Genomic DNA, 26710 nt, shown 5'->3' with positions numbered 1-26710 from the left:
TCCCGGAAGTGCGCGCGCCGAGCGTGTGTGCGGCCGGTCGAGTCCGCCCCGTGCGCCTGCGCCGGGGCGTTTCGTTTTCCCCAGTCCTCCTTCGGGTCCGCGCGGTCCGAATCACCCGGAAGGAGGCCGAGGCTCTATGGCGAGGCCCGACAAGGCTGCCGCGGTTGCCGAGCTGACGGACAAGTTCCGCAACTCGAACGCCGCCGTGCTGACCGAGTACCGCGGTCTCACCGTGGCGCAGCTCAAGACGCTGCGCCGGTCGCTCGGTGAGAACGCCCAGTACGCCGTGGTGAAGAACACGCTGACCAAGATTGCGGCCAACGAGGCCGGGATCACGCTGGACGACCAGCTCTTCGCTGGTCCGACGGCCGTCGCCTTCGTCACCGGTGACCCGGTGGAGTCGGCGAAGGGTCTGCGTGACTTCGCCAAGGACAACCCGAATCTCGTCATCAAGGGCGGTGTCCTTGACGGCAAGGCGCTGTCCGCCGACGAGATCAAGAAGCTTGCGGACCTCGAGTCCCGCGAGGTTCTGCTCAGCAAGCTGGCCGGTGCCTTCAAGGCGAAGCAGTCCCAGGCTGCCTCCGTCTTCCAGGCGCTGCCGTCGAAGCTCGTCCGCACCGTGGACGCGCTGCGCGCCAAGCAGGCCGAGCAGGGCGGTGCCGAGTAATTCGGCTCGCTTTCTGATCCGCGCCGACGGCGTGGGTCGCAGCGGGCCGACGTACGCCCGCCTTACCCAGTACATCCGGCACCTGCCGATTTGAGTGGAAGGACCGCCATCATGGCGAAGCTCAGCCAGGAAGACCTGCTCGCCCAGTTCGAGGAGATGACCCTCATCGAGCTCTCCGAGTTCGTGAAGGCCTTCGAGGAGAAGTTCGACGTCACCGCCGCCGCCGCTGCCCCGGTCATGATGGCCGGCGCCCCGGGCGCCCCGGCCGCCGAGGCCGAGGAGGAGAAGGACGAGTTCGACGTCATCCTCACCGGCGCCGGCGAGAAGAAGATCCAGGTCATCAAGGTCGTGCGTGAGCTGACCTCGCTGGGTCTGAAGGAGGCCAAGGACCTCGTCGACGGCACCCCGAAGCCGGTCCTCGAGAAGGTCAACAAGGAGCAGGCCGACAAGGCCGCCGAGTCCCTCAAGGGCGCCGGCGCCTCCGTCGAGGTCAAGTAAGACCTTCCGGGTCCCGCAGGACCCGGCTGCGCGCCGAACACGGCCCTGAGGGGCTGTAACGCGACCGCACCGAAGGGCGATCATCCATCTGGGTGGTCGCCCTTCGGCGCTCCCCGGGGCCCGGCCCGGCCTGCCTTGCACCTGTGTTCTTGAGGGGTAAGGTGATCTTCGTCGTGTCTCCGGACGGCCGGGTTCCGGCTGGGGGCCCTTGACGAACCGCACGCAGCGCGCAATTCTCAGGACGCGTCGTCACAAGGATCCGAATCCGAGGCATGGATCGACGACGAAGAGGGCAGTATCAACGTGCGTTGAGGGCAGCATGCCGAGGGCGTTGACGAGAGCGGTGAGCACAGCGAGGGTCTCGAACAACCCGCACTGGACATCAGTGTGCCAAGTGGCTACACTGACCCTTTGCGCTGCCTGTTAGCTGTCCCCTGCCCGTCACCAGGGGTCTGCCCTCACTCGAGCACTCACGACAAAAGCTCCTCTGACCTGGGGTTTCTGTCTTTGTGTACGGGGGAGGGGCCGGTACAGCGCGTAGTGAGTCCGAGCCCTCGGAAGGACCCCCTCTTGGCCGCCTCGCGCAATGCCTCGACCGCGAATACGAACAACGGCGCCAGCACCGCCCCGCTGCGCATCTCCTTTGCAAAGATCAAGGAGCCTCTCGAGGTTCCGAACCTGCTCGCGCTGCAGACCGAGAGCTTCGACTGGCTGCTCGGCAACACCGCCTGGCAGAGTCGGGTCGAGGAGGCTCTGGAGAACGGTCAGGACGTCCCCACCAAGTCCGGCCTCGAGGAGATCTTCGAGGAGATCTCCCCGATCGAGGACTTCTCCGGGTCGATGTCCCTGACGTTCCGGGACCACCGCTTCGAGCCGCCGAAGAACTCCATCGACGAGTGCAAGGAGCGCGACTTCACGTACGCCGCCCCGCTCTTCGTCACCGCCGAGTTCACCAACAACGAGACCGGTGAGATCAAGTCCCAGACGGTCTTCATGGGCGACTTCCCGCTCATGACGAACAAGGGCACTTTCGTCATCAACGGCACCGAGCGTGTCGTGGTGTCCCAGCTGGTCCGTTCCCCCGGTGTCTACTTCGACTCCACCATCGACAAGACGTCCGACAAGGACATCTTCTCCGCCAAGATCATCCCGTCCCGCGGCGCCTGGCTGGAGATGGAGATCGACAAGCGCGACATGGTCGGTGTCCGCATCGACCGCAAGCGCAAGCAGTCGGTCACCGTCCTGCTGAAGGCGCTCGGCTGGACGACCGAGCAGATCCTCGAGGAGTTCGGCGAGTACGAGTCCATGCGCGCCACCCTGGAGAAGGACCACACCCAGGGCCAGGACGACGCGCTGCTCGACATCTACCGCAAGCTGCGTCCGGGCGAGCCCCCCACGCGTGAGGCCGCGCAGACGCTGCTGGAGAACCTGTACTTCAACCCGAAGCGCTACGACCTCGCCAAGGTCGGCCGCTACAAGGTCAACAAGAAGCTCGGTGCGGACGAGCCGCTGGACGCCGGCGTGCTCACCACCGAGGACATCATCGCCACCATCAAGTACCTGGTGAAGCTGCACGCCGGCGAGACCGAGACGGTCGGCGCGTCGGGCCGGACCATCATGGTCGAGACCGACGACATCGACCACTTCGGCAACCGCCGTATCCGCAGCGTCGGCGAGCTGATCCAGAACCAGGTCCGTACGGGGCTCGCCCGTATGGAGCGCGTCGTGCGCGAGCGCATGACCACCCAGGACGTCGAGGCGATCACGCCGCAGACCCTGATCAACATCCGCCCGGTCGTGGCGTCGATCAAGGAGTTCTTCGGCACCTCGCAGCTGTCCCAGTTCATGGACCAGAACAACCCGCTGTCGGGGCTGACGCACAAGCGTCGTCTGAACGCCCTCGGCCCGGGTGGTCTCTCCCGTGAGCGGGCCGGCTTCGAGGTCCGTGACGTGCACCCCTCGCACTACGGCCGTATGTGCCCGATCGAGACGCCGGAAGGCCCGAACATCGGCCTGATCGGCTCGCTCGCCTCCTACGGCCGGGTCAACGCGTTCGGTTTCATCGAGACGCCGTACCGCAAGGTCGTCGACGGCCAGGTCACCGACGAGGTCGACTACCTGACCGCCGACGAGGAGGACCGCTTCGTCATCGCGCAGGCCAACGCGCCGCTGAACGACGAGATGCGGTTCGCCGAGGCCCGCGTGCTGGTCCGCCGCCGTGGCGGCGAGGTCGACTACGTCGGCCCCGAGGACGTGGACTACATGGACGTCTCGCCGCGCCAGATGGTGTCGGTCGCGACCGCCATGATCCCGTTCCTCGAGCACGACGACGCCAACCGTGCCCTGATGGGCGCGAACATGATGCGTCAGGCCGTGCCGCTGATTAAGTCCGAGTCCCCGCTCGTCGGCACCGGCATGGAGTACCGCTCCGCGGTCGACGCCGGCGACGTGGTCAAGGCCGAGAAGGACGGTGTGGTCCAGGAGGTCTCCGCGGACTACATCACCACCGCCAACGACGACGGCACGTACATCACGTACCGCCTGGCCAAGTTCTCCCGGTCCAACCAGGGCACCTCGGTCAACCAGAAGGTCATCGTCAACGAGGGTGACCGCGTCGTCACCGGCCAGGTGCTGGCCGACGGCCCGGCCACCCAGAACGGCGAGATGGCCCTCGGCAAGAACCTGCTCGTGGCGTTCATGCCGTGGGAGGGTCACAACTACGAGGACGCGATCATCCTGTCGCAGCGCCTCGTGCAGGACGACGTCCTCTCCTCGATCCACATCGAGGAGCACGAGGTCGACGCCCGTGACACCAAGCTCGGCCCCGAGGAGATCACCCGGGACATCCCGAACGTCTCCGAGGAGGTCCTCGCCGACCTCGACGAGCGCGGCATCATCCGCATCGGCGCCGAGGTCATCGCCGGTGACATCCTCGTCGGCAAGGTCACCCCGAAGGGTGAGACCGAGCTGACGCCGGAGGAGCGCCTGCTGCGCGCGATCTTCGGTGAGAAGGCCCGTGAGGTCCGTGACACCTCGCTGAAGGTGCCGCACGGCGAGACCGGCAAGGTCATCGGCGTGCGCGTCTTCGACCGCGAGGAGGGCGACGAGCTGCCGCCGGGCGTGAACCAGCTGGTCCGCGTCTACGTCGCGCAGAAGCGCAAGATCACCGACGGTGACAAGCTCGCCGGCCGGCACGGCAACAAGGGTGTCATCTCCAAGATCCTGCCCATCGAGGACATGCCGTTCCTCGAGGACGGGACCCCGGTCGACATCATCCTGAACCCGCTGGGTGTGCCGTCCCGAATGAACCCGGGACAGGTCCTGGAGATCCACCTCGGCTGGCTCGCCAGCCAGGGCTGGGACGTCTCCGGACTCGCCGACGAGTGGGCGCAGCGTCTGCAGGCCATCGGTGCCGACAAGGTCGCCCCGCGCACCAACGTCGCCACCCCGGTCTTCGACGGCGCCCGCGAGGACGAGCTGGCCGGTCTGCTGGAGAACACCCTGCCGAACCGCGACGGCGACCGCATGGTCCTGCCGTCCGGCAAGGCCCGGCTGTTCGACGGCCGCTCCGGTGAGCCGTTCCCGGACCCGATCTCGGTCGGCTACATGTACATCCTGAAGCTGCACCACCTGGTAGACGACAAGCTGCACGCCCGCTCGACCGGCCCGTACTCGATGATCACCCAGCAGCCGCTGGGTGGTAAGGCCCAGTTCGGTGGCCAGCGGTTCGGTGAGATGGAGGTGTGGGCACTCGAGGCCTACGGCGCCGCGTACGCCCTCCAGGAGCTGCTGACCATCAAGTCCGACGACGTCACCGGCCGCGTGAAGGTCTACGAGGCCATCGTCAAGGGCGAGAACATCCCCGAGCCCGGCATCCCCGAGTCCTTCAAGGTGCTCATCAAGGAGATGCAGTCGCTCTGCCTGAACGTGGAGGTGCTGTCCAGCGACGGTATGTCCATCGAGATGCGTGACACCGACGAGGACGTCTTCCGCGCTGCGGAGGAGCTCGGCATCGACCTGTCCCGGCGCGAGCCGAGCAGCGTCGAAGAGGTCTGACGGGAGTCCGGCGGGGCCCCCACCCACAGGGCCCCGCCGACCCCCAGGCCCCCGTTTCAGACCACAGACTTAACAACCCTGAGAGGGATTGACGCATAGTGCTCGACGTCAACTTCTTCGACGAGCTCCGGATCGGTCTGGCCACCGCTGACGACATCCGCCAGTGGAGCCACGGCGAGGTCAAGAAGCCGGAGACCATCAACTACCGCACCCTGAAGCCCGAGAAGGACGGCCTCTTCTGCGAGAAGATCTTCGGCCCCACCCGGGACTGGGAGTGCTACTGCGGAAAGTACAAGCGCGTCCGCTTCAAGGGCATCATCTGCGAGCGGTGTGGCGTCGAGGTCACCCGCGCCAAGGTGCGCCGTGAGCGGATGGGCCACATCGAACTGGCCGCGCCCGTCACGCACATCTGGTACTTCAAGGGTGTCCCCTCGCGCCTCGGCTACCTGCTGGACCTGGCGCCGAAGGACCTCGAGAAGGTCATCTACTTCGCCGCGTACATGATCACGTACGTCGACGAGGAGCGCCGTACCCGCGACCTGCCCTCCCTGGAGGCGCACGTCTCGGTCGAGCGCCAGCAGATCGAGAACCGCCGGGACGCCGACCTGGAGGCCCGCGCCAAGAAGCTCGAGGCCGACCTGGCCGAGCTGGAGGCCGAGGGCGCCAAGGCCGACGTGCGCCGCAAGGTGCGCGAGGGTGCCGAGCGTGAGATGAAGCAGCTGCGCGACCGTGCGCAGCGCGAGATCGACCGCCTCGACGAGGTGTGGAACCGGTTCAAGAACCTCAAGGTCCAGGACCTCGAGGGCGACGAGCTGCTCTACCGCGAGCTGCGTGACCGCTTCGGCACGTACTTCGACGGCTCGATGGGCGCCGCGGCGCTGCAGAAGCGCCTGGAGTCCTTCGACCTCGAGGAGGAGGCCGAGAAGCTCCGCGAGATCATCCGCACCGGCAAGGGCCAGAAGAAGACCCGTGCCCTGAAGCGCCTGAAGGTCGTCTCCGCGTTCCTGCAGACGTCCAACAGCCCCAAGGGCATGGTCCTGGACTGCGTCCCGGTCATCCCGCCGGACCTGCGTCCGATGGTGCAGCTGGACGGTGGCCGCTTCGCGACCTCCGACCTGAACGACCTGTACCGCCGTGTCATCAACCGCAACAACCGTCTGAAGAGGCTGCTCGACCTCGGCGCGCCCGAGATCATCGTCAACAACGAGAAGCGCATGCTTCAGGAGGCCGTTGACGCCCTCTTCGACAACGGCCGTCGCGGCCGCCCGGTCACGGGCCCCGGCAACCGTCCGCTGAAGTCCCTCAGCGACATGCTGAAGGGCAAGCAGGGCCGCTTCCGTCAGAACCTGCTCGGCAAGCGTGTCGACTACTCGGCGCGTTCCGTGATCGTCGTCGGCCCGCAGCTGAAGCTGCACCAGTGCGGTCTGCCGAAGGCGATGGCGCTGGAGCTGTTCAAGCCGTTCGTGATGAAGCGCCTGGTCGACCTGAACCACGCGCAGAACATCAAGTCGGCCAAGCGCATGGTCGAGCGCGGCCGCACCGTGGTGTACGACGTCCTCGAAGAGGTCATCGCCGAGCACCCGGTGCTGCTGAACCGTGCGCCCACCCTGCACCGCCTGGGCATCCAGGCCTTCGAGCCGCAGCTGGTCGAGGGCAAGGCCATCCAGATCCACCCGCTCGTGTGCACCGCGTTCAACGCGGACTTCGACGGTGACCAGATGGCCGTGCACCTGCCGCTGTCCGCGGAGGCGCAGGCCGAGGCCCGCATCCTGATGCTGTCCTCGAACAACATCCTCAAGCCGGCCGACGGCCGTCCGGTGACGATGCCGACCCAGGACATGGTCCTCGGTCTGTTCTTCCTCACCACCGACGGCGAGATGCGTGACGTCAAGGGCGAGGGCCGCTCGTTCGCGTCCGTGGCCGAGGCGATCATGGCGTTCGACGCCGGCGAGCTGTCGCTGCAGTCGCGCGTGGACATCCGCTTCCCGGTGGGCACCATCCCGCCGCGCGGCTGGACCCCGCCGGCGCGCGAGGAGGGCGAGCCGGAGTGGCAGCAGGGTGACAGCTTCCGGCTGAACACCACGCTGGGCCGCGCGCTCTTCAACGAGCTGCTGCCCGAGGACTACCCGTTCGTCGACTACGAGGTCGGCAAGAAGCAGCTCTCCGAGATCGTCAACGACCTCGCCGAGCGCTACCCGAAGGTCATCGTGGCGGCGACGCTCGACAACCTGAAGGCGGCCGGCTTCTACTGGGCGACCCGTTCCGGTGTCACCGTGGCCATCTCCGACGTCGTCGTGCCCGAGGCGAAGAAGGAGATCGTCAAGGGCTACGAGGCGCAGGACGAGAAGGTCCAGAAGCAGTACGAGCGCGGTCTGATCACCAAGGACGAGCGCACGCAGGAGCTCATCGCGATCTGGACCAAGGCGACCAACGAGGTCGCCGAGGCCATGAACGAGAACTTCCCGAAGACCAACCCGATCTTCATGATGGTGAACTCGGGTGCACGAGGCAACATGATGCAGATGCGTCAGATTGCCGGTATGCGTGGTCTGGTGTCGAACGCGAAGAACGAGACGATTCCGCGTCCGATCAAGGCGTCGTTCCGTGAGGGCCTGTCCGTGCTGGAGTACTTCATCTCCACGCACGGTGCCCGTAAGGGTCTGGCGGACACCGCTCTGCGTACGGCCGACTCGGGTTACCTCACCCGTCGTCTGGTCGACGTCTCCCAGGACGTCATCATCCGCGAGGAGGACTGCGGCACCGACCGCGGCCTCAAGCTCCGCATCGCGGAGCGCGGCGCGGACGGCGTGCTGCGCAAGGAGGGCAACGTCGAGACGTCCGTGTACGCGCGCTGCCTCGCGGAGGACATCGTCGTCGACGGCAAGGTGCTGGCCCCGGCCGGTACCGACCTCGGTGACGTGCTCATCGACGAGCTGGTCAAGCACGGCGTCGCGGAGGTCAAGACCCGCTCGGTCCTGACCTGCGAGTCCGCCGTCGGCACCTGCGCGATGTGCTACGGCCGTTCGCTCGCCACCGGCAAGCTGGTCGACATCGGTGAGGCGGTCGGCATCATCGCCGCCCAGTCCATCGGTGAGCCCGGTACCCAGCTGACGATGCGTACCTTCCACACCGGTGGTGTGGCCGGTGACGACATCACCCAGGGTCTGCCGCGTGTCGTCGAGCTCTTCGAGGCCCGTACCCCGAAGGGTGTCGCCCCGATCTCCGAGGCGAGCGGCCGCGTCCGCATCGAGGAGACCGAGAAGACCAAGAAGATCGTCGTCACCCCGGACGACGGCAGCGACGAGACGGCGTACCCGATCTCCAAGCGTGCGAAGGTCCTGGTCAGCGAGGGCGAGCACGTCGAGGTGGGCCAGCAGCTCACCGTGGGTGCCACCAACCCGCACGACGTGCTGCGCATCCTGGGCCAGCGTGCCGTCCAGGTCCACCTGGTCGGCGAGGTCCAGAAGGTCTACAACTCGCAGGGCGTGTCGATCCACGACAAGCACATCGAGATCATCATCCGGCAGATGCTGCGCCGCGTGACGATCATCGAGTCCGGCGACGCCGAGCTGCTGCCCGGCGAGCTGGTCGAGCGCTCCCGCTTCGAGCAGGAGAACCGTCGTGTGGTCCAGGAGGGCGGTCACCCGGCCTCCGGTCGTCCGCAGCTGATGGGTATCACCAAGGCGTCGCTGGCGACGGAGTCGTGGCTGTCCGCGGCCTCCTTCCAGGAGACGACCAGGGTCCTGACGGACGCGGCGATCAACGCCAAGTCCGACTCCCTGATCGGCCTCAAGGAGAACGTCATCATCGGTAAGCTCATCCCGGCCGGTACGGGCCTGTCCCGCTACCGCAACATCCGGGTCGAGCCGACCGAGGAGGCCAAGGCCGCGATGTACTCGGCCGTCGGCTACGACGACATCGACTACTCGCCGTTCGGCACCGGCTCCGGCCAGGCCGTACCGCTGGAGGACTACGACTACGGTCCGTACAACCAGTAAGCGAGCAGCCTGACCCGAAGGGCGGTCCCTCCGATTGCGGAGGGACCGCCCTTCGGCGTCCTTCTGACGGCTTCTGCGGGCCCTCGGGGGCCCCTGGCGCCCCCGGGTGGCCGGCGGTGCCGCAGCGGGCCACCGGCGCCCGCACAGGCGCTCGCGCGTGTCCGGAACATGAAATCGAAGATCATCCAGGGTTCAGGGGCTTGACACCTGGGGACCCGTGCTGCGGGCGCGGCCCATTTGTTTTGACCACAGCGAATGAGGTAGGTACGCTCAGACCTTGTGCCTGGGGTGTGCCCTGGCTCTCGTGCGTGCCTTCAGACCGTACGGCGAGCCCTGAGCGGCCACCGTAATCTGTGCTGTTTTCGCCTTGCGGCGGGAGTCCGCCGGATTCGACACACCCGACCGCGTGGGTCGGCGACGTTCCAGGTTAGCTGTACCCATCGGCACACAGAAACCGGAGAAGTAGTGCCTACGATCCAGCAGCTGGTCCGCAAGGGCCGGCAGGACAAGGTCGAGAAGAACAAGACGCCCGCACTCGAGGGTTCCCCTCAGCGTCGGGGCGTCTGCACGCGTGTGTTCACGACCACCCCGAAGAAGCCGAACTCGGCCCTCCGCAAGGTCGCGCGTGTGCGTCTGACCAGCGGCATCGAGGTCACCGCTTACATTCCGGGTGAGGGACACAACCTGCAGGAGCACTCCATCGTGCTCGTGCGCGGCGGCCGTGTGAAGGACCTGCCGGGTGTTCGCTACAAGATCATCCGCGGTTCCCTCGACACCCAGGGTGTCAAGAACCGCAAGCAGGCTCGCAGCCGTTACGGCGCCAAGAAGGAGAAGTAAGAATGCCTCGTAAGGGCCCCGCCCCGAAGCGCCCGGTCATCATCGACCCGGTCTACGGCTCTCCTCTGGTGACCTCCCTGATCAACAAGGTGCTGCTGAACGGCAAGCGCTCCACCGCCGAGCGCATCGTCTACGGCGCCATGGAGGGCCTGCGCGAGAAGACCGGCAACGACCCGGTCATCACGCTCAAGCGCGCTCTCGAGAACATCAAGCCGACCCTCGAGGTCAAGTCCCGCCGTGTCGGTGGCGCCACCTACCAGGTCCCGGTCGAGGTCAAGCCCGGCCGTGCCAACACCCTGGCGCTGCGCTGGCTGGTCGGTTACTCCCGCGCCCGTCGCGAGAAGACCATGACCGAGCGTCTGCTCAACGAGCTCCTCGACGCCAGCAACGGCCTGGGCGCCGCTGTGAAGAAGCGCGAGGACACGCACAAGATGGCCGAGTCCAACAAGGCCTTCGCGCACTACCGCTGGTAGTCGCTACCCACATCGAGACCGAGAGAAGACTGAAGCCTTATGGCTACCACTTCACTTGACCTGGCCAAGGTCCGCAACATCGGGATCATGGCCCACATCGACGCGGGCAAGACGACCACCACCGAGCGGATCCTGTTCTACACCGGTGTGTCCTACAAGATCGGTGAGGTCCACGACGGCGCTGCCACCATGGACTGGATGGAGCAGGAGCAGGAGCGTGGCATCACGATCACCTCTGCTGCCACCACCTGTCACTGGCCGCTGGACGACGTCGACCACACCATCAACATCATCGACACCCCGGGCCACGTCGACTTCACCGTCGAGGTGGAGCGCTCCCTGCGCGTGCTCGACGGTGCCGTGACGGTGTTCGACGGCGTCGCCGGCGTTGAGCCCCAGTCCGAGACGGTGTGGCGTCAGGCGGACCGCTACGGCGTTCCGCGTATCTGCTTCGTCAACAAGCTCGACCGCACGGGCGCCGAGTTCCACCGCTGCGTGGACATGATCTCGGACCGCCTGGGCGCGCAGCCGATCGTCATGCAGCTCCCGATCGGTGCCGAGGCCGACTTCAAGGGCGTCGTGGACCTGGTCCGCATGAAGGCGCTCGTGTGGTCCGCCGAGGCCACCAAGGGCGAGATGTACGACGTCGTCGACATCCCGGACACCCACACCGAGGCTGCCGAGGAGTACCGCGGCAAGCTGATCGAGGCCGTGGCCGAGAACGACGAAGAGATCATGGAGCTGTACCTGGAGGGCGAGGAGCCCACCGAGGAGCAGCTGTACGCCGCGATCCGTCGTATCACCATCGCGTCCGGCAAGGGCACCGGCACCACCGTGACCCCGGTGTTCTGCGGCACCGCGTTCAAGAACAAGGGCGTCCAGCCCCTGCTCGACGCGGTCGTGCGCTACCTGCCGTCCCCGGTCGACATCGAGGCCATCGAGGGCCACGACGTCAAGGACGCGGAGACGGTCATCAAGCGCAAGCCGTCCGACGACGAGCCGCTGTCCGCGCTGGCGTTCAAGATCATGAGCGACCCGCACCTGGGCAAGCTCACCTTCGTCCGCGTGTACTCCGGCCGCCTGGAGTCCGGCACCGCCGTGCTGAACTCCGTCAAGGGCCGCAAGGAGCGCATCGGCAAGATCTACCGCATGCACGCCAACAAGCGTGAGGAGATCGAGTCGGTGGGCGCGGGCGACATCGTCGCCGTCATGGGCCTGAAGCAGACCACCACCGGTGAGACGCTGTGCGACGAGAAGAACCCGGTGATCCTGGAGTCCATGGACTTCCCGGCGCCGGTCATCGAGGTCGCGATCGAGCCCAAGTCCAAGGGTGACCAGGAGAAGCTGGGTGTCGCCATCCAGCGTCTCGCGGAGGAGGACCCCTCCTTCCAGGTGCACACCAACGAGGAGACCGGCCAGACCGTCATCGGCGGTATGGGCGAGCTGCACCTCGAGGTGCTGGTCGACCGTATGAAGCGCGAGTTCAAGGTCGAGGCCAACGTCGGCAAGCCGCAGGTCGCGTACCGCGAGACCATTCGCCAGAAGGTCGACAAGGTCGAGTACACCCACAAGAAGCAGACGGGTGGCACCGGCCAGTTCGGTCGCGTCATCATCTCGGTCGAGCCGATCGAGAGCGGCGACATGGCGTACGAGTTCGTGAACCAGGTGACCGGTGGTCGCATCCCGAAGGAGTACATCCCTTCGGTCGACGCCGGCTGCCAGGAGGCGATGCAGTTCGGCATCCTCGCCGGCTACGAGATGACCGGTGTCCGGGTCATCCTGCTGGACGGTGCCTACCACGAGGTCGACTCCTCCGAGCTCGCGTTCAAGATCGCCGGTTCGCAGGCCTTCAAGGAGGCCGCGCGCAAGGCCAAGCCCGTACTGCTCGAGCCGATGATGGCCGTCGAGGTCACCACGCCCGAGGACTACATGGGTGACGTCATCGGCGACATCAACTCCCGCCGTGGCCAGATCCAGGCCATGGAGGAGCGGGCCGGTGCCCGCGTCGTGAAGGGTCTCGTGCCCCTTTCGGAGATGTTCGGTTACGTCGGCGACCTGCGCAGCAAGACGTCCGGCCGGGCCAGCTACTCCATGCAGTTCGACTCCTACGCCGAGGTTCCGCGGAACGTCGCCGAGGAGATCATCGCGAAGGCCAAGGGCGAGTAACGCTCCGCGTTCACACGCCGTAGGCTTGACTCCGGAGCCTCCAGGGGCATTCCACCGCAATCGCGGACGGAATGCCCCCGGGTTCCGGGCCTTTACAGCAAAGATCACCTGGCGCCGATGAAGTAAGGCGTACAGAACCACTCCACAGGAGGACCCCAGTGGCGAAGGCGAAGTTCGAGCGGACTAAGCCGCACGTCAACATCGGCACCATCGGTCACATCGACCACGGTAAGACGACCCTCACGGCCGCCATTACCAAGGTGCTGCACGACGCGTACCCGGACCTGAACGAGGCCACCCCGTTCGACAACATCGACAAGGCGCCCGAGGAGCGTCAGCGCGGTATCACCATCTCCATCGCGCACGTCGAGTACCAGACCGAGGACCGTCACTACGCCCACGTCGACTGCCCGGGTCACGCGGACTACATCAAGAACATGATCACCGGTGCCGCGCAGATGGACGGCGCGATCCTGGTGGTCGCCGCCACCGACGGCCCGATGCCGCAGACCAAGGAGCACGTGCTCCTGGCCCGCCAGGTCGGCGTTCCGTACATCGTCGTCGCCCTGAACAAGGCCGACATGGTGGACGACGAGGAGATCCTGGAGCTCGTCGAGCTCGAGGTCCGTGAGCTCCTCACCGAGTACGAGTTCCCGGGCGACGACGTCCCGGTCGTGAAGGTCTCCGCTCTCAAGGCCCTCGAGGGCGAGAAGGAGTGGGTGGACTCCGTCCTCAACCTGATGAAGGCTGTCGACGAGTCCATCCCGCAGCCGGAGCGCGACGTCGACAAGCCGTTCCTCATGCCGATCGAGGACGTCTTCACCATCACCGGTCGCGGTACGGTCGTCACCGGCCGTATCGAGCGCGGTGTCCTCAAGGTGAACGAGGAAGTCGAGATCATCGGCATCAAGGAGCAGAAGACCAAGACCACGGTTACGGGCATCGAGATGTTCCGTAAGCTGCTGGACGAGGGTCAGGCCGGTGAGAACGTCGGTCTGCTGCTCCGCGGCATCAAGCGCGAGGACGTCGAGCGCGGCCAGGTCATCATCAAGCCGAACACGGTGACCCCGCACACCGACTTCGAGGCGCAGGCCTACATCCTGTCCAAGGACGAGGGTGGCCGCCACACGCCGTTCTTCAACAACTACCGTCCGCAGTTCTACTTCCGTACGACGGACGTGACCGGCGTGGTGACCCTCCCCGAGGGCACCGAGATGGTCATGCCGGGTGACAACACCGAGATGAAGGTGGAGCTCATCCAGCCCGTCGCCATGGAGGAGGGCCTGAAGTTCGCCATCCGCGAGGGTGGCCGTACCGTGGGCGCCGGCCAGGTCACCAAGATCCTGAAGTAAGTTCCGCTTGCTTGAGGGTCGGCACCTGACCTAGGGGAGGCCCGTACGACTCCGGTCGTACGGGCCTCTTCGCCTTTTCGCGGCCGGTCACTGCACGTTCTGGAACAGCGGATGGCCGTACGACCGCTCGCACACGTACAGCTGGAGGCCGTACCCGCGCCCGAAGCGCAGCCCCGTGGCACAGGCCGGCCCGTCCGGGAGGCAGCCGCCCTGTGCGGTGGCGTCCTCCACCGGCCGCCAGCTGCCGCTGCCCCCGTCCCACTCGGTGCTGTCCAGGGTGAGCAGCGGCCGCATCCCGGCGCCGCACTCCGCGCAGGCCATCGGGAACGGGTCGGTGAAGCTCCAGGGCGCGTGTCCGCCGACCTTGCAGCCGGGTGCGACGGCCAGGTCGTACTGGTAGTCGGCGCCCCGGTCCAGCGCCCACTGCTCGACCCGGTCCGCCAGCTCCTCGGGCAGCTCGTGCGGGGCCGGGGTACTCCGTCACCGTCTCGGGGTGCAGCACGCAGGGGTTGGGCAGAAGGCTGTCGTTGCCGATCACGGCGGGCCGTGGCGGCTCGGCGAGCGGGGCGCGGACCTCGGCGCGAGAGCGCCAGCGCAGCTCGGTGTAGGGCAGGTGGCCCTTGTCGTGGCCGAACGGGCACCACAGCACCTGGAGCAGATCCGTGCCGTCGGGCCGGGGCAGTCCCGGGATGTCGGCGGCGTGCAGCTGCAGGACCGGCAGCAGCGGGAGCGGCCCGGCCACGCCGATGCGCCTGGGGCGACTGCCCCGCTCGACCAGCACGCGCTCGTCCTCGCTCAGAAACTCCGTCCCCTCCGCCCGGGGCCGGGCCCAGGCCGCGCGCAGGACACGCCGTCGGGTGCGGACGTCCTCGGGGGCGAGACCCTCGTGCCAGGGCCCGGCGTGCTCCGGGCAGACGGGCCACGGCTCCGCGGCCGGCCACAGCAGCGGCCCGCCGATGGAACTGTCCGCCGTGGTGGGCGCGCCCGCGCGGGGATGCAGCCGTACGGCACTGCGCGCGAGCGGGGCCAGTTCGGGGAAGGCGGCGGCGACGTCGAGCGGCCGGGGCGGGGTCGTACGGGTCATGGCCGGAGGCTACCGGCGCCCTCGAAAGTATTCGTTGCGCAGGACAGGTTCCCCGCGGCGCTCCCTGACTCCACTATTTGTCATGCCGTTTGGCAAATAGGGAAGTGGAGGGGCTGTCGTATGTCTGTGGGACGCAGAACGGTGCTCGGGGCCGGGCTCGCCGCCGTGCCGGTGCTGACGTCGGGGGCCGCCTGGGCCGCCGGTGGCAACGGAGGTGCCGGCGGTGCCGGCGGCGACGGCGATCCCGTGGTGACCGACCCTGGGGCGTACATCTCCTTCACGGGCGGGGCGTTCTCGCTGGTCGGCGCGCCGGTCGTGGTCGGCGCTGAGGACCACCCCGGAGTCGTACGGGTCGCAGGGGACCTGCGTGACGACCTCGAACGCGTCACGGGCGTCCGCCCCGGCTCGACGATCGGCCGGTTCCCGGTTCTCCTCGGCACGATCGGCCGCAGCCCCCTGATCGACGGCCTGATCAAGTCGGGCAAGCTGGACGTGACGGGCGTGCGGGGCCGCTGGGAGACCTCGCTGCAGACGGTCGTGGAGCATCCGATGCCCGGTGTCGAGCGGGCGTTCGTCATCGCGGGCAGCGATCCGCGGGGCACGATCTTCGGCGCGTACGACGTCTCGTACGGCATCGGCGTCTCGCCCTGGCACTGGTGGGACGACGTGCCGCCGGTGCGGCGCGCCGGGGTGTGGGTGAAGGCCGGCCGGTACACGCAGGGGACGCCGGCGGTGAGGTACCGGGGCTTCTTCCTCAACGACGAGAACCCGGCGCTCGGCACCTGGGCGCCGGCGTACTTCGGCCCCGGAAAGGCGCCGGGCTATCCGGCGGGCTTCAACGCGGACTTCTACGCGAAGGTGTTCGAGGTCCTGCTGCGCCTGAAGGGCAACTACCTGTGGCCCGCCGTCTGGGGCCGGGCCTTCGCCGAGGACGACCCGGACAACCACAAGCGGGCCGCCGAGTACGGCGTTGTCATGGGCACCTCCCACGAGGCGCCGATGATGCGCGGCATCGAGGAGTGGAACCGCCACGCGACCGCCGGGCACGACCCCTACGGGGGCACGGGCGAATGGTCGTACGTCCGCAACGCGGAGGCGATCCGCGCGTACTGGCGCGCCGGCATCCAGCGCATGGTCGACCAGGGCTTCGAGGGCGTCGTGACCCTCGGCATGCGGGGCAACGGCGACACCGGCCTGCCCGACGGCGACGGCATCGAGCTGATGCAGCAGATCATCGCCGACCAGCGGAAGATCATCGAGGAGGTCACGGGCAGGCCCGCCGCCGAGACCCCGCAGGTGTGGACGCTGTACAAGGAGGTGCAGCGGTACTGGGACCGCGGCCTGCGCGCGCCCGACGACGTCACGGTGGTCCTCACGGACGACAACTGGGGCAACGTCCGCAAGCACCCCGACAGCGAGCGCGGCGGCGGCTTCGGCCTGTACTACCACTTCGACTACGTGGGCGCGGGCCGCAACTACAAGTGGGTCGACACGGCCAACCTCCGCAACGTCTGGGACCAGCTCCACCAGGCCCACGCCTACGGCAACCACGGCCTGTGGGTGGCGAACGTGGGCGACCTGAAGGGCAACGAGCTGCCGACCGAGTTCTTCCTCAACTATGCCTGGAACCCGGACGGTTGGCCGCTGGAGCGGCTGCCGGAGTGGGAGGAGCGGTACGCCCGCCAGAACTTCGGCGAGACCTCCGCGAAGGAGATCGCCTCCGTCCTCGCGGAGTACGGCCGCCTCCAGGCCCGCCGCAAGCCCGAGCTGCTGAACCGGCGGATCACCCTGCAGAGCGGCAAGGTGGTCAACGACGACCGGCAGACCCCGTTCTTCTTCGCGCACCGCGAGCTGGAGCGGGTGACGCAGGAGTGGCGGGAGCTGGGCGGACGCGCGGAGCGGATCGCCCGCCGGCTGCCGGCGCAGCGGCAGGACGCCTGGTACGAGCTGGCCGGCTACGAGGTGACGGCGACCGCGAACCTCTACGCGCTGCGGGTGGCGGAGTTCACGAACCTGCTGTACGCACGGCAGGGCAGAGCGGCGACGAACGACCGGGCGGCCGCGGCGGAGGCCGGCCTGGCACGGGACTTCGCCCTGGCCGACCGCTTCAACTCCTCGGTGGCGAACGGCAAATGGAAGGGCTTCCAGACCCAGCCGCACATCGACTACGGCGACGTGGACCGCTACGGCCCGAACGCGCCCTGGCAGCAGCCCGAGAAGGACAACGTGGCCCTGCCGGACGTGCTGTTCCCGGCGGTGCGGCGGATCGAGGTGCCGGAGGCGGCGGAGCTGGGGGTGTGTGTCGACGGCGCCGAGGACACGGGGGAGTGGTGGCCGGGCGGCGCCTCACGTGACGCCGTGCTGCCGGCGTTCAGCCCCTACCAGACCCGACCGCAGCAGTACATGGAGATCTTCAACCGGGGCCGTACGGCCTTCGACTACGAGGTGCGGACCTCGGTCCCGTGGCTGGTGGTCGACCACCCGCGCGGCCGGGTGGACCAGCAGGTCCGGCTGGAGGTCCGGGTGGACTGGACGAAGGCGCCCGCCGGCCGCGCCGAGGGCACGCTGACCGTGACCGGCGCCGGTACGTCGGTCACGGTGCGCTGCCTGGCGGACCGGCCCTCCCCGCGGGGCCTGCGGGGCTTCGTGGAGGCCGGCGGCTATGTGGCCGTCGACGCGGAGCACTACGACCGCGCGGTGGGCGACTGGCGCCGGCTCGACGGCATCGGCCGCACCGGCGCGGGCATGACCCCCTGGCCGGTGACGACCCGGAGCCGCACCCCGGGCGGCTCCTCACCCCGCCTGGAGTACGAGGTCAGCCTGCTGTCCCACACCGACGAGGTGACGGTGTGGGCGTACCTCTCACCGCGCAATCCGGCGGTGCCGGGCGTCACGGGCCTGAGCTACGGCGTCTCGCTGGACGACGGCCCGATCCGCACCGTGGACATCACGACGGGCGCGGACGACGGCGCCCTGAACGACGTCTGGGCCCGCAACACCTCCGACAACGTGAACCGCACGGCCACGCACCACTCCGTGAGCGCCCCCGGCGTCCATCGCCTGAAGTTCTGGGTGGTGGACCCCACGGTGGTGCTGCAACGTTTGGTGATCGACACGGGTGGCATGCCGGAGCTGTATCTGGGGCCGGTGGAGAGCCGCCGGGTGTGACGGTCACGCCAACCGCGCCTGCCCCCGGCAGGCGCGGTTGCCGTACGATGCGCCCTCGTGGCGATACAGCATCCGAACCCCTGGGGACCCCCGTACGGCGGCCCGCCGCCCGTGCCGCCGAGCATCCCGGCGAAGGACCTCCGGCCGCGGCGCCTCTGGTATGCGGTGGCCGCGGTGGTGGGGCTCGTACTGGTGGGCGCCGGGATCGCCTTCATCGCGGTGACGGTGGTGGACTCGGTCAACTCGGTGGACACGGCCCGGAGTTTCCCCAGCGGCGAATCGCGGACGTTCCGCTTCGCCGAGGGGAAGACCAAGGCGATCTACGTCTCCCAGTCCGGCCAGGGCCACGTCGACTGCCGGATCCCCGGGATGGCGTCCGGGTCGATGACCCAGCCGTCCAGCACCTTCCGCGTCACCGCCGGATCCCGCACCTGGGAGCGCGTCTTCGAGGTGAGGCCCGGCAGCAGCGGCGACTACACGCTCACCTGCACCTCGGACCAGCCGGCCGACTTCGCCCTGGGAGACAAGCCCCAGGTGGGGAACGTGGTCGGCGGCATCCTCGCGGGGATCGGCTGCTTCATCGCCGGCTTCTTCGGTGCCGCGGCCATCGCCGTCGTCACCGCGGTCCGCCGCAGCCGCCACCGCAAACGGCTCACCACCATGTGGACTCCGGCGCCGCAGTGGGGCCCACCACCTTCGGGCCCGGCCCCGTGGCCCCCGGCCGGCCCGCAGTCCTAGTACGACGCGGGCGGCCCTCTCACCGTGACGGCGGGACCGTGATCTCCGCCCACACGGTCTTGCACGGCGGCCTGCCCGGCGAGACGCCCCAGCGGTCGGCCAGCGCCTCCACGAGGACCAGCCCCCGCCCCGACTCACCCTCTGCGTCCAGGCGTTGGACCCGGGGCAGGCAGTCACCGCGTGTGTCGGTCACCTCGATGCGGAGGGTCTCCCCGACGAGGTAGAGCGTGAGCCGGAAGTTCCGTCCCGCCACCCGGCCGTGGGTCGCGGCATTGGCCGCCAGCTCGGCCACGATGTGCTGCGCCGCGTCCAACGGCAGTCCCCAGGAGCGGAGTTGCTCGGTGGCGAGCAGGCGGGCGAGGCGGGCGCCGCGACGCGTGGGGGACAGGAGCACCGTGAAGTTCGGGATGGAGCCGGTGAGTTCGGCCCGGTGCTCGGCGGCTTCGGCGGTTTCTTGATTCATGTCACTCAGCGTCGCCGAATGTGCTTCCGTGGGTGAGTGACAACGCCTGCACGTACGGTGACTGTCCCGGCTTTGTCTCGGCTGTCTCGGCTGTCTCGCGCGTTGGTACGGGTACGAGTGCGCGTCGGAGGAGGGGCCATGGGCGACGGTGTGGACGAGGCCGGCTGGGACGTCGAGCCGGGCGACGAGATCGAGCCGGTGGTGCAGGCGGTGGGGCGGCTGCTCAAGGTGTGCCGGGAGTCGGCCGGGGTGAGCGTCTGCGAGCTGGCCGAGGCGCTCGGCTACGGCGAGGACATGATCCGCAAGATCGAGCGGGGCGCCCGGATTCCCCGGCCGGAGTTCCTGGACAGGGCGGACCAGCTCCTGAAGGCGCAGGGGCATCTGCGGGCCTTCATGGAGGACATGAGGAAGGCCCGCTACCCGAAGAAGGTGCGGGAACTGGCCGAGATGGAGGGGCGGGCGGTGGAGATGCTGCTGTACAGCAATCACAACATCCATGGCCTGTTGCAGACGGAAGAGTACGCGCGAGCACTGCTTCGTACCTGGCGTCCGGCCTACTCACAGGATCAGTTGGAGCGCATGGTGGCCGCGAGGATGGCCCGCAAGTCCGTCTTCGAGCGCTCGCACGCACCGGAGTTCAGCTTCGTCCAGGAAGAGGTGACGCTGCGCCGCCCGGTCGGGGACGCAATGGTGTTGCGCCGACAGCTCGAACACATGCTGGAGGTGGCCCAGTTGCCGTACGTGGAGCTTCAGGTGATGCCCACCACTCGTGCGAACCACCCGGGAACGGGCGGCCGGATCCAAGTGCTGAAGTTCGCAGACGGCACGGGGATGGGCCGTACCGATGGTGACTTCTCGGGCCGTCCGGTCTCGCACCCCAGGCAGCTCCGGCTCCTCGAACTGCGCTATGGCATCATCCGGGCTCAGGCGCTCACGCCAGAGGAGTCTCTGGTTTTCATCGAGCAAGCGCTGGGAGAACTATGAGCACCCCGGAACTCCGCTGGTTCAAGAGCAGCTACAGCGACAGCAGCAACGGCAACGACTGCCTCGAAGTCGCCCCCACCCCCACCACCATCCACATCCGCGACTCCAAGAACACCGAAGGCCCCCGGCTGACGCTGACGCCGGAGGCCTGGTGGGAGTTCATTCGTATGCTTTGACGACGAGTGCGTCTTCCTGCATCAGCTCGCCGGCTTGTCCTTGGACAGGGACACCACGGCGGTCTGGTTCGCCGTCACCGTCTGGCCGTAGTTCGTGTCGGTGGCGCTGGCCTTCGCGTTGACCTCCACGTCGCCCTTCTGGAACGGGGTCGTGCCGGTGGGGTCGGCCGTGGCCGTCCAGGAGGTCGGCGTACCCGGCTCGCAGGCGACCGTCGTGGCGTACGAGCCCTTGATCAGGATCTGCTTGGCGACCTGTGTGACGTTGCCGGAGACCGACACCTTCACCGGCTGGTTGCAGCTGACGGTACCGCCGATGGTGGCCTTGCCGTCGAGGGTGCTCGCGGCGCCCGTGGGGTTGACGGAGACGCCGAGGGAGAGCGCGGCCGGCGGCGCCGGGTTGGCGATGTGCACCTCGCCGCGCAGTGCGGCGGTGCCTCCCTCGCAGTGCTGCTCGTACGTGGCGTCCAGCTTCTCGACGTACCCGTTGGGCCCGAACGTCACGTCGGAGATGCTGAACGAGCCGGTCAGGGTGTTGCAGCCGCGGCCGTTGCCGTCCACGGAGAGTCCGGGCTCGGACGCCGAGTTGAAGGGGTAGCGCGTGGCGCCGGTGTAGTCGCCGGGCGTGAGCGCCTGGCCGGACGGGGCGGCGAGGTCCAGGCTCCACCAGTCGCCGTTCGCGCCGCTGACGCTTACGGCGATGTGGGCGTCGTCGGTGGAGGCGTAGACGTTCAGACCGTCCCCGGACGCGGTGGAGTAGGAGTACGACTGGCCGCCGCTGATGTAGTCGCCCGCGTCGCCGCTGAACGCCAGCGAGCCGTCGCTGACGGTCTGGGCCTGTGCCGCGGAAGCGTTCAGGAGGCCGGTGGCACCGGCGAGGGACAGCGTCAGCGCGCCGACGGCGGTGAGGCGGGCGAGGCGGGAGCCGGACCTGGAGACGCGGGACGGAGCAGTGATCGAACGTGACATTCAGTACCCCCCAGAGATGAGCGCGCACAGGCGTGCGGCACATGAGTGATGCGGATGGTGACGAGCGCGACGCGAGTGGCTCGCCCGCCCATGTGAAGAGCGATATGCACGCCGCGTTCGTTACCGACCTCGATCGCCCAGGATCCTGCCACGCCCCACTGACAACCCCGCCGACTCCGGCCAGCCCCGCGCCGTCGGCCCCGTGGATGTCGAGGACGCCGGGAGCGGCAGACCCATGGGTGCCGGTGGGGATGTGCCTGAGAAACGGCGGACGAGTACCTTTCAGCGTTTGCGTTCCCAGGTCTGGAGGATCGCCAGTGCGTAGGCGACACGGGCGTCCAGGCGCTGGGGTGAGAAGCGATACGTCTTGGAGATGCCGCGGTGGTCCAGGACCGTGCCGACGCCGCGGACGCGCCAGCGGGTGCGGGTCGGGCCCCCGAACGTGAAGTCGTCCGCGCTTCCGTCGATGAACGAGTACACGGTTGCGCACAGGGCGTAGACGAACCAGACAGGGGCGGTGACCACGTAGATCAGCCAGGAGTACCAGGTGCCCACCCTCCCCGTGACCGACTGGGACGGGCCGACGAACTGCGCGGTCCACCGCACGCGGCGCGGCCAGGGCAGGACCCGGCCGGCTCGGCGGGTGATGCGGGCCAGCGGGGCTCCGTCGGCCGTACTGAGGTCGTAGACGTCCGGCGCCGCCGGATGAACGGAGCAGAGCAGGCTGTCGTCCAGCCCGCTGTGGATCCAGAAGGGCACGGGTGCCTGACGGCTCCAACGCTGGGTCGTACGGGGCGTGTGGACCCGCGCCAGTGGGGGATCCGCGGCGCGCGCGGCCGTCGACCGGACCGTCGAGGCCGTCTCCGCACCGGGAGGCAGGTGCGCCGGCAGGGGGACGGACACCGGTACCGGGTTGTTCACGGAGACCAGGAACGAATACGGGGCGCTTTCCACGGTGTCATCCAAAGGGGTTGGCGTCCGCCAGGCGGCTGACGACGTGGCCTGCTGTCTCGCGGGCCTCATCGATCTTCTCGTGGATCTTCTCGGACCCGTACTGGACGTCCTCGGTGGCGACGCGCACGCCTTCCTTGTACAGGTTCTTCGCGCTGGTGACCGCTTCGTACCCGCGCGCTGTCCAGGACCGGGGATCGATGTAGTGGCCGACCGTCCTGCCGCTGTCGTCGATGATCGGCCGCACGGAGTCCGCAAGCCCGGGAATGCGTCCCAGCGGGGTGTTCTCGATCAACCGGGGCATCACCTTCTGGAAGCCGATGTCCGACAGTTTCGTACCCGCTTTGTACAGACTGCGATCGCCCAGCTCCTTGGCGAGGGCCAACTCGAAGCGGTCCTTGAACGTGTCCGCGGTGATGTGGATCGCCTGCGCCTTGCGGCCGAGGGCGCCGGCGTTCCGCATCACCCATTCCTCGGCGTCCTCGCCCAACTTCGCGGTCCCCCCGACGTGTTCGATGAGGTCGCTCGCGCGCTTCCAGGAGTCGGCCGCTTTCGCGCCGAAATCCAGCGCGCGCATCGGGATCTTCACGCCCTTGAAGGCACCCCTCGCGATCTTCCCCGCCCGCAGCAGATCACCGAACGGGATGAAACCGGCGAGGTCCAGGCCGATGTCCAGCGCATTGCCCTTCTTCGCCCCGGCCGCCCAGCCGACGCCGTGGAAGGTGAGGGCGCCGGCGTTCAGCACCCGGCCGAGGATCTCGAAGAAGACCGCGCCGACGAGCGTCTCGGAAAAGACGACGGCGAGGACGTCACACACCGCACTCGCGTAGCCCAGCCAGTCGCCGATCTTGTAGATCGTGTCCGCGTGCTTCTGGATCCAGTGCCAGAGGTCGTTCGCGAGGTCCTTGATCCTGTCGCCGATCGAGGACAGGAGGTCGCCGAGTTTGTGCAGCAGGGACTCGTCCGGTGCGGCCTCGGCCGCCTTGCGGATCGCCGCCGCGGCGGCCCGTGCCACCTCGTCGTGGTGGGTGAGCAGGGCCTCGGCCTTCTTGATGACGGCCACCAGCTCGTCGCGGGCCTGGTTCACCCGCCTGGTCGCGTGGTCCAGGCGCTGCTGTGCCCGGTCCGCCTCCGCCTGCGTGTCGAAGGTCCTGCCCGCGAGCTGGAGGTCCGGGTCGTTCTGCGCCGCCTTCAGCGCCTTGCGCGCCTGCTCGGCCTCCAGCTCGTAGTGGCCGGCCAGGGTCTGGAACTCGCGCAGGCGGGTCTCCCAGTCGGCCAGCGCGTGGGTGGCGTCGAGGAGCGAACTGTGCGCGGTGGCCAGGTACTTGGGCAGGGAGCCGGTCTTCTTCGCGAAGGCGCTCGCCGCCTCGCCCACCCAGGCGCCGTCCGTCTTGCCCAGCCGGGTCAGCGTGGCGTGGGCGTCGTGCAGTTGCCTGGTGACGCCGGTGAGCGAGGCGACCAGTTGGTGCACCGAGGCGGGGACGCCGGGCGCGGGGTCGAAGCCGAGCGCGTCGTACGTCGGGGTGGTCATGGGGTCGGTCTCCTGGGCGCGGTCAGTAGGAGCTGATCAGTAGGAGCTGAAGGGGGAGGCGGTGGCAGCGGTCGGGGAAAGGGCCGGCTCCTCGGCGTCGGTGAAGGTGATCGTGTGGGCGATGTCGGCGAGGACCGCCTGGTAGTGGTACAGGTCCTGGACGTCGGGCGTGCTCAGGCAGAGCAGCAGCAGCCGGTTCTCCCGGGGGAACGGCAGCCAGACCTCGATCCGTACGAAGTACTGCGCGCGCTCGCCGCCCGCCTCCGCCGCTTCCTCCGGCAGGTCCCACACCGCACGGCTGCCCGCGATGTGTACGACCGCGGGGCCGGCCGGCAGGCTGACCGGCTGGACCTCGCCCGCTTCGCCGTTGCCGGCCGCCTTGTCGAGGGTCTCCGCGATACCCGCCGCGGTGAGGTGCGGGTCGGGGTTGTCCAGCTCGCGCACGCTGACGGTGAGGGTGGCGCGGCTGATGCGCTCCGGCGGCTCAGAGCCGTCCGGGCTGCCGCCGACGGGAAAGATGCCGAGCGCGTTGTGGACGGCGCCGCCCTCGACGAGCAGCCGAGCGTTGGCCCCGTACATGGCCGCCGTCAGCTCGCGCAGCGGCTCCAGGTCCTCCCGCTCGCCCCAGTAGTCGCGGGCGAACTCCCGCAGCCGCTCCTCGAAGGCGTCCTCGTCCTGCCCGATGCCCAGGGGGACCTCGTGGAACTCGGGCTGTACCTGGAAACGGAAGGCCGCAAGCGCGGAGTCCATGGGGTCCCTCACCGGCCGCCCACCTTCACGGCCCGTGCCCGCGCGGCGACCTTGTCCTCCAGCTCCTGGTAGAGCCGGCCCGACTCGGCGACCTTCTCGGTGATGCCTCCGGTGGCCTTGGCGATCTGCTTGATGCCGTAGCCCCACTTGTCCTGGAACTCGTCGCAGGCTTCCTCCAGCTCCTTGGAGCCGGTGCCCGCGGGGCCGATGTCCTTCAGCTGTCTCATGGCCGAGCGCATGGCGCCCGCGCACTCGCTCAGTTCCTTGACAAGCCGGGACAGTGCCTCGAACTCGACCTTGTAGTAGCCGGTCATCGCCGTCGTACCCCCGAAAAGATCACGTGACAGCGATCTTGACACAGAGCCCGCGGCCGAAGCGGATCGCTCGGCTCCGGAGCACGAGGCGGCCACAGAACGTCCCCGAAGGCTTCAAGTCCCCCGCCGAGGCGCGGCCTCCGGTTTGACCTGCGTCACCCCAGGGGTATTCTCTCCGGCTCGATTGGCATCCGCCCCGTCCCCTGTGGCAGACTGTCCGAGTTGCTCGGTCGAGTGTTGATGCTGCGCGCCTCCCGCCGGGAGGACCGGAAGCGAGTCCCACAGTACTCGTCGTCCTAACTGCCCTCGGGCAGCACTGGGGCGGACGTACGGGAATCTTCCGGGAAGCGTGGGCGCGGCACCGGCCAGGCGCCCGGTGGGCCTGAAGGTCCTCGGTCCGCGGTTCCGGAAGGGCCGTGTGCATTCCCGCAGGAATGTTCGAACAAGGGACATCCATGTCAGCGGGAGCGCGACACGCCCGACCGCGTGGGTCGGAGAAACGACGGCAGCAGAAGGAATCCGCCGGGTTCCAGAGCGTGAGAGAAGACAGGACTACTGAGTAGCCATGGCGGGACAGAAGATCCGCATCCGGCTCAAGGCCTACGACCACGAGGTCATCGACTCCTCGGCGAAGAAGATCGTCGAGACGGTGACCCGCACTGGTGCGTCGGTCGCGGGCCCGGTGCCGCTGCCCACTGAGAAGAACGTGTACTGCGTCATCAAGTCGCCGCACAAGTACAAGGACTCGCGCGAGCACTTCGAGATGCGCACGCACAAGCGCCTGATCGACATCCTCGACCCGACCCCCAAGACCGTTGACTCTCTGATGCGACTCGACCTGCCGGCCGGTGTCGACATCGAGATCAAGCTCTGAGGCCGGTGATCTGAGAATGGCTAAGCAGATCAAGGGCATCCTGGGCGAGAAGCTCGGCATGACGCAGGTGTGGGACGAGAACAACCGTGTTGTTCCGGTCACCGTCGTCAAGGCCGGCCCCAACGTCGTGACCCAGGTTCGTACCAACGACGTCGACGGCTACGAGTCCGTTCAGATCGCCTTCGGCGAGATCGACCCGCGCAAGGTGAACAAGCCCCTCAAGGGCCACTTCGCCAAGGCCGACGTCACCCCCCGTCGCCACCTCGTCGAGATCCGCACCGCGGACGCCTCCGAGTACACGCTGGGCCAGGAGATCACCGCCGAGGTGTTCGAGGCCGGCGTGAAGGTCGACGTCACCGGCAAGAGCAAGGGCAAGGGCTTCGCCGGTGTCATGAAGCGCCACAACTTCGGTGGCCTCGGCGCCGGTCACGGCACCCAGCGCAAGCACCGCTCGCCCGGTTCCATCGGTGGCTGCGCCACCCCGGGCCGTGTGTTCAAGGGCCTCCGCATGGCGGGTCGCATGGGCAACGAGCGGGTCACCACCCAGAACCTGACCGTCCACGCCGTTGACGCGGAGAAGGGCCTGCTGCTCATCAAGGGCGCGGTTCCCGGTCCGAACGGCGGCCTCGTCCTGGTCCGCACCGCGGCCAAGGGGGCCTGAGGT

21 protein-coding genes are annotated in these 26710 nt (G+C 68.2%); 14 read left to right on the top strand and 7 right to left on the bottom strand.

The annotated features are described in order from the left end of the window. The first annotated feature begins 136 nt into the window (after positions 1–136). The 8 genes from rplJ (at position 137) to tuf (ending at position 14047) form a co-directional block, all read left to right on the top strand. The gene (gene rplJ, locus AB0950_RS02965) at positions 137–667 is read left to right on the top strand and encodes a 50S ribosomal protein L10 (protein WP_023547412.1); all 531 of its coding nucleotides are present in this window, start codon (positions 137–139) and stop codon (positions 665–667) included. 111 nt (positions 668–778) lie between these two features. Then, positions 779–1165 (top strand): 50S ribosomal protein L7/L12, encoded by a 387-nt coding sequence (rplL, locus tag AB0950_RS02960; protein ID WP_366777643.1) that lies wholly within the window; start codon positions 779–781, stop codon positions 1163–1165. Between the two features lie 570 nt (positions 1166–1735). Continuing rightward, complete coding sequence (rpoB, locus tag AB0950_RS02955) at positions 1736–5221, top strand: DNA-directed RNA polymerase subunit beta (RefSeq protein ID WP_360149663.1); 3486 nt, start codon at positions 1736–1738, stop codon at positions 5219–5221. Positions 5222–5319: 98 nt separating this feature from the next. Beyond that, entirely contained in the window at positions 5320–9219 is a 3900-nt protein-coding gene (locus tag AB0950_RS02950; RefSeq protein ID WP_360149660.1) for a DNA-directed RNA polymerase subunit beta', read from the top strand. 465 nt (positions 9220–9684) lie between these two features. Beyond that, positions 9685–10056 (top strand): 30S ribosomal protein S12, encoded by a 372-nt coding sequence (rpsL, locus tag AB0950_RS02945; RefSeq protein ID WP_003948652.1) that lies wholly within the window; start codon positions 9685–9687, stop codon positions 10054–10056. A 2-nt stretch (positions 10057–10058) separates the two neighbouring features. Next, the gene (gene rpsG / locus AB0950_RS02940; RefSeq protein ID WP_003998848.1) at positions 10059–10529 is read left to right on the top strand and encodes a 30S ribosomal protein S7; all 471 of its coding nucleotides are present in this window, start codon (positions 10059–10061) and stop codon (positions 10527–10529) included. 39 nt (positions 10530–10568) lie between these two features. Then, a complete protein-coding gene (gene fusA / locus AB0950_RS02935; RefSeq protein ID WP_360149656.1) occupies positions 10569–12695 on the top strand; it encodes an elongation factor G in 2127 nt (708 codons plus the stop codon). 158 nt (positions 12696–12853) lie between these two features. Further along, positions 12854–14047 (top strand): elongation factor Tu, encoded by a 1194-nt coding sequence (gene tuf / locus AB0950_RS02930; protein ID WP_360149653.1) that lies wholly within the window; start codon positions 12854–12856, stop codon positions 14045–14047. 87 nt (positions 14048–14134) lie between these two features. Here the strand turns inward: tuf and AB0950_RS02925 are convergent, their stop codons facing one another. Next, positions 14135–14368, bottom strand: coding sequence for a hypothetical protein (locus tag AB0950_RS02925; protein ID WP_360574652.1), 234 nt, complete (start codon positions 14366–14368; stop codon positions 14135–14137). A gap of 883 nt (positions 14369–15251) precedes the next feature. Here AB0950_RS02925 and AB0950_RS02920 point away from each other — a divergent pair. Both AB0950_RS02920 and AB0950_RS02915 read left to right on the top strand, forming a co-directional pair. Beyond that, positions 15252–18299: a glycosyl hydrolase 115 family protein gene (locus tag AB0950_RS02920; protein WP_366777641.1), complete on the top strand. Its 3048-nt coding sequence runs from the start codon at positions 15252–15254 to the stop codon at positions 18297–18299. A gap of 57 nt (positions 18300–18356) precedes the next feature. Further along, complete coding sequence (locus AB0950_RS02915) at positions 18357–19037, top strand: serine/arginine repetitive matrix protein 2 (RefSeq protein ID WP_366777640.1); 681 nt, start codon at positions 18357–18359, stop codon at positions 19035–19037. Positions 19038–19056: 19 nt separating this feature from the next. Here the strand turns inward: AB0950_RS02915 and AB0950_RS02910 are convergent, their stop codons facing one another. After that, a complete protein-coding gene (locus AB0950_RS02910; protein WP_366777639.1) occupies positions 19057–19500 on the bottom strand; it encodes an ATP-binding protein in 444 nt (147 codons plus the stop codon). A gap of 138 nt (positions 19501–19638) precedes the next feature. Between AB0950_RS02910 and AB0950_RS02905 the strand changes: the two genes are divergently transcribed. Further along, positions 19639–20484, top strand: a complete 846-nt coding sequence (locus AB0950_RS02905; protein ID WP_360574648.1) for a helix-turn-helix transcriptional regulator — start codon at positions 19639–19641, stop codon at positions 20482–20484. Further along, positions 20481–20660: a DUF397 domain-containing protein gene (locus AB0950_RS02900; protein WP_366777638.1), complete on the top strand. Its 180-nt coding sequence runs from the start codon at positions 20481–20483 to the stop codon at positions 20658–20660. Before AB0950_RS02905 ends, AB0950_RS02900 begins: the two co-directional genes overlap by 4 nt. A 21-nt stretch (positions 20661–20681) precedes the next feature. Here AB0950_RS02900 and AB0950_RS02895 read toward each other — a convergent pair whose 3' ends face one another. From AB0950_RS02895 to AB0950_RS02875, 5 genes are all read right to left on the bottom strand, one after another. Continuing rightward, positions 20682–21626: a hypothetical protein gene (locus tag AB0950_RS02895; protein WP_366777637.1), complete on the bottom strand. Its 945-nt coding sequence runs from the start codon at positions 21624–21626 to the stop codon at positions 20682–20684. Between the two features lie 282 nt (positions 21627–21908). Continuing rightward, complete coding sequence (locus AB0950_RS02890) at positions 21909–22580, bottom strand: hypothetical protein (RefSeq protein WP_360574646.1); 672 nt, start codon at positions 22578–22580, stop codon at positions 21909–21911. Between the two features lie 4 nt (positions 22581–22584). Beyond that, a complete protein-coding gene (locus AB0950_RS02885; protein ID WP_366777636.1) occupies positions 22585–24108 on the bottom strand; it encodes a putative T7SS-secreted protein in 1524 nt (507 codons plus the stop codon). A 36-nt stretch (positions 24109–24144) separates the two neighbouring features. Further along, positions 24145–24870 (bottom strand): hypothetical protein, encoded by a 726-nt coding sequence (locus AB0950_RS02880; protein ID WP_360574644.1) that lies wholly within the window; start codon positions 24868–24870, stop codon positions 24145–24147. After that, the gene (locus AB0950_RS02875) at positions 24867–25172 is read right to left on the bottom strand and encodes a hypothetical protein (protein ID WP_360149620.1); all 306 of its coding nucleotides are present in this window, start codon (positions 25170–25172) and stop codon (positions 24867–24869) included. The genes AB0950_RS02880 and AB0950_RS02875 overlap by 4 nt, the downstream gene beginning before the upstream one ends. 565 nt (positions 25173–25737) lie before the next feature. Here AB0950_RS02875 and rpsJ point away from each other — a divergent pair. Both rpsJ and rplC read left to right on the top strand, forming a co-directional pair. Further along, positions 25738–26046: a 30S ribosomal protein S10 gene (gene rpsJ / locus AB0950_RS02870; protein ID WP_003948644.1), complete on the top strand. Its 309-nt coding sequence runs from the start codon at positions 25738–25740 to the stop codon at positions 26044–26046. Positions 26047–26062: 16 nt separating this feature from the next. Then, complete coding sequence (gene rplC / locus AB0950_RS02865; protein ID WP_103781446.1) at positions 26063–26707, top strand: 50S ribosomal protein L3; 645 nt, start codon at positions 26063–26065, stop codon at positions 26705–26707. Positions 26708–26710 lie beyond the last annotated feature (3 nt).

Origin of the sequence: Streptomyces sp. NPDC007189 (genome assembly GCF_040703635.1) — a bacterium.
Lineage (GTDB): Bacteria > Actinomycetota > Actinomycetes > Streptomycetales > Streptomycetaceae > Streptomyces.
This window is presented reverse-complemented; position numbering and strand designations above follow the sequence as displayed.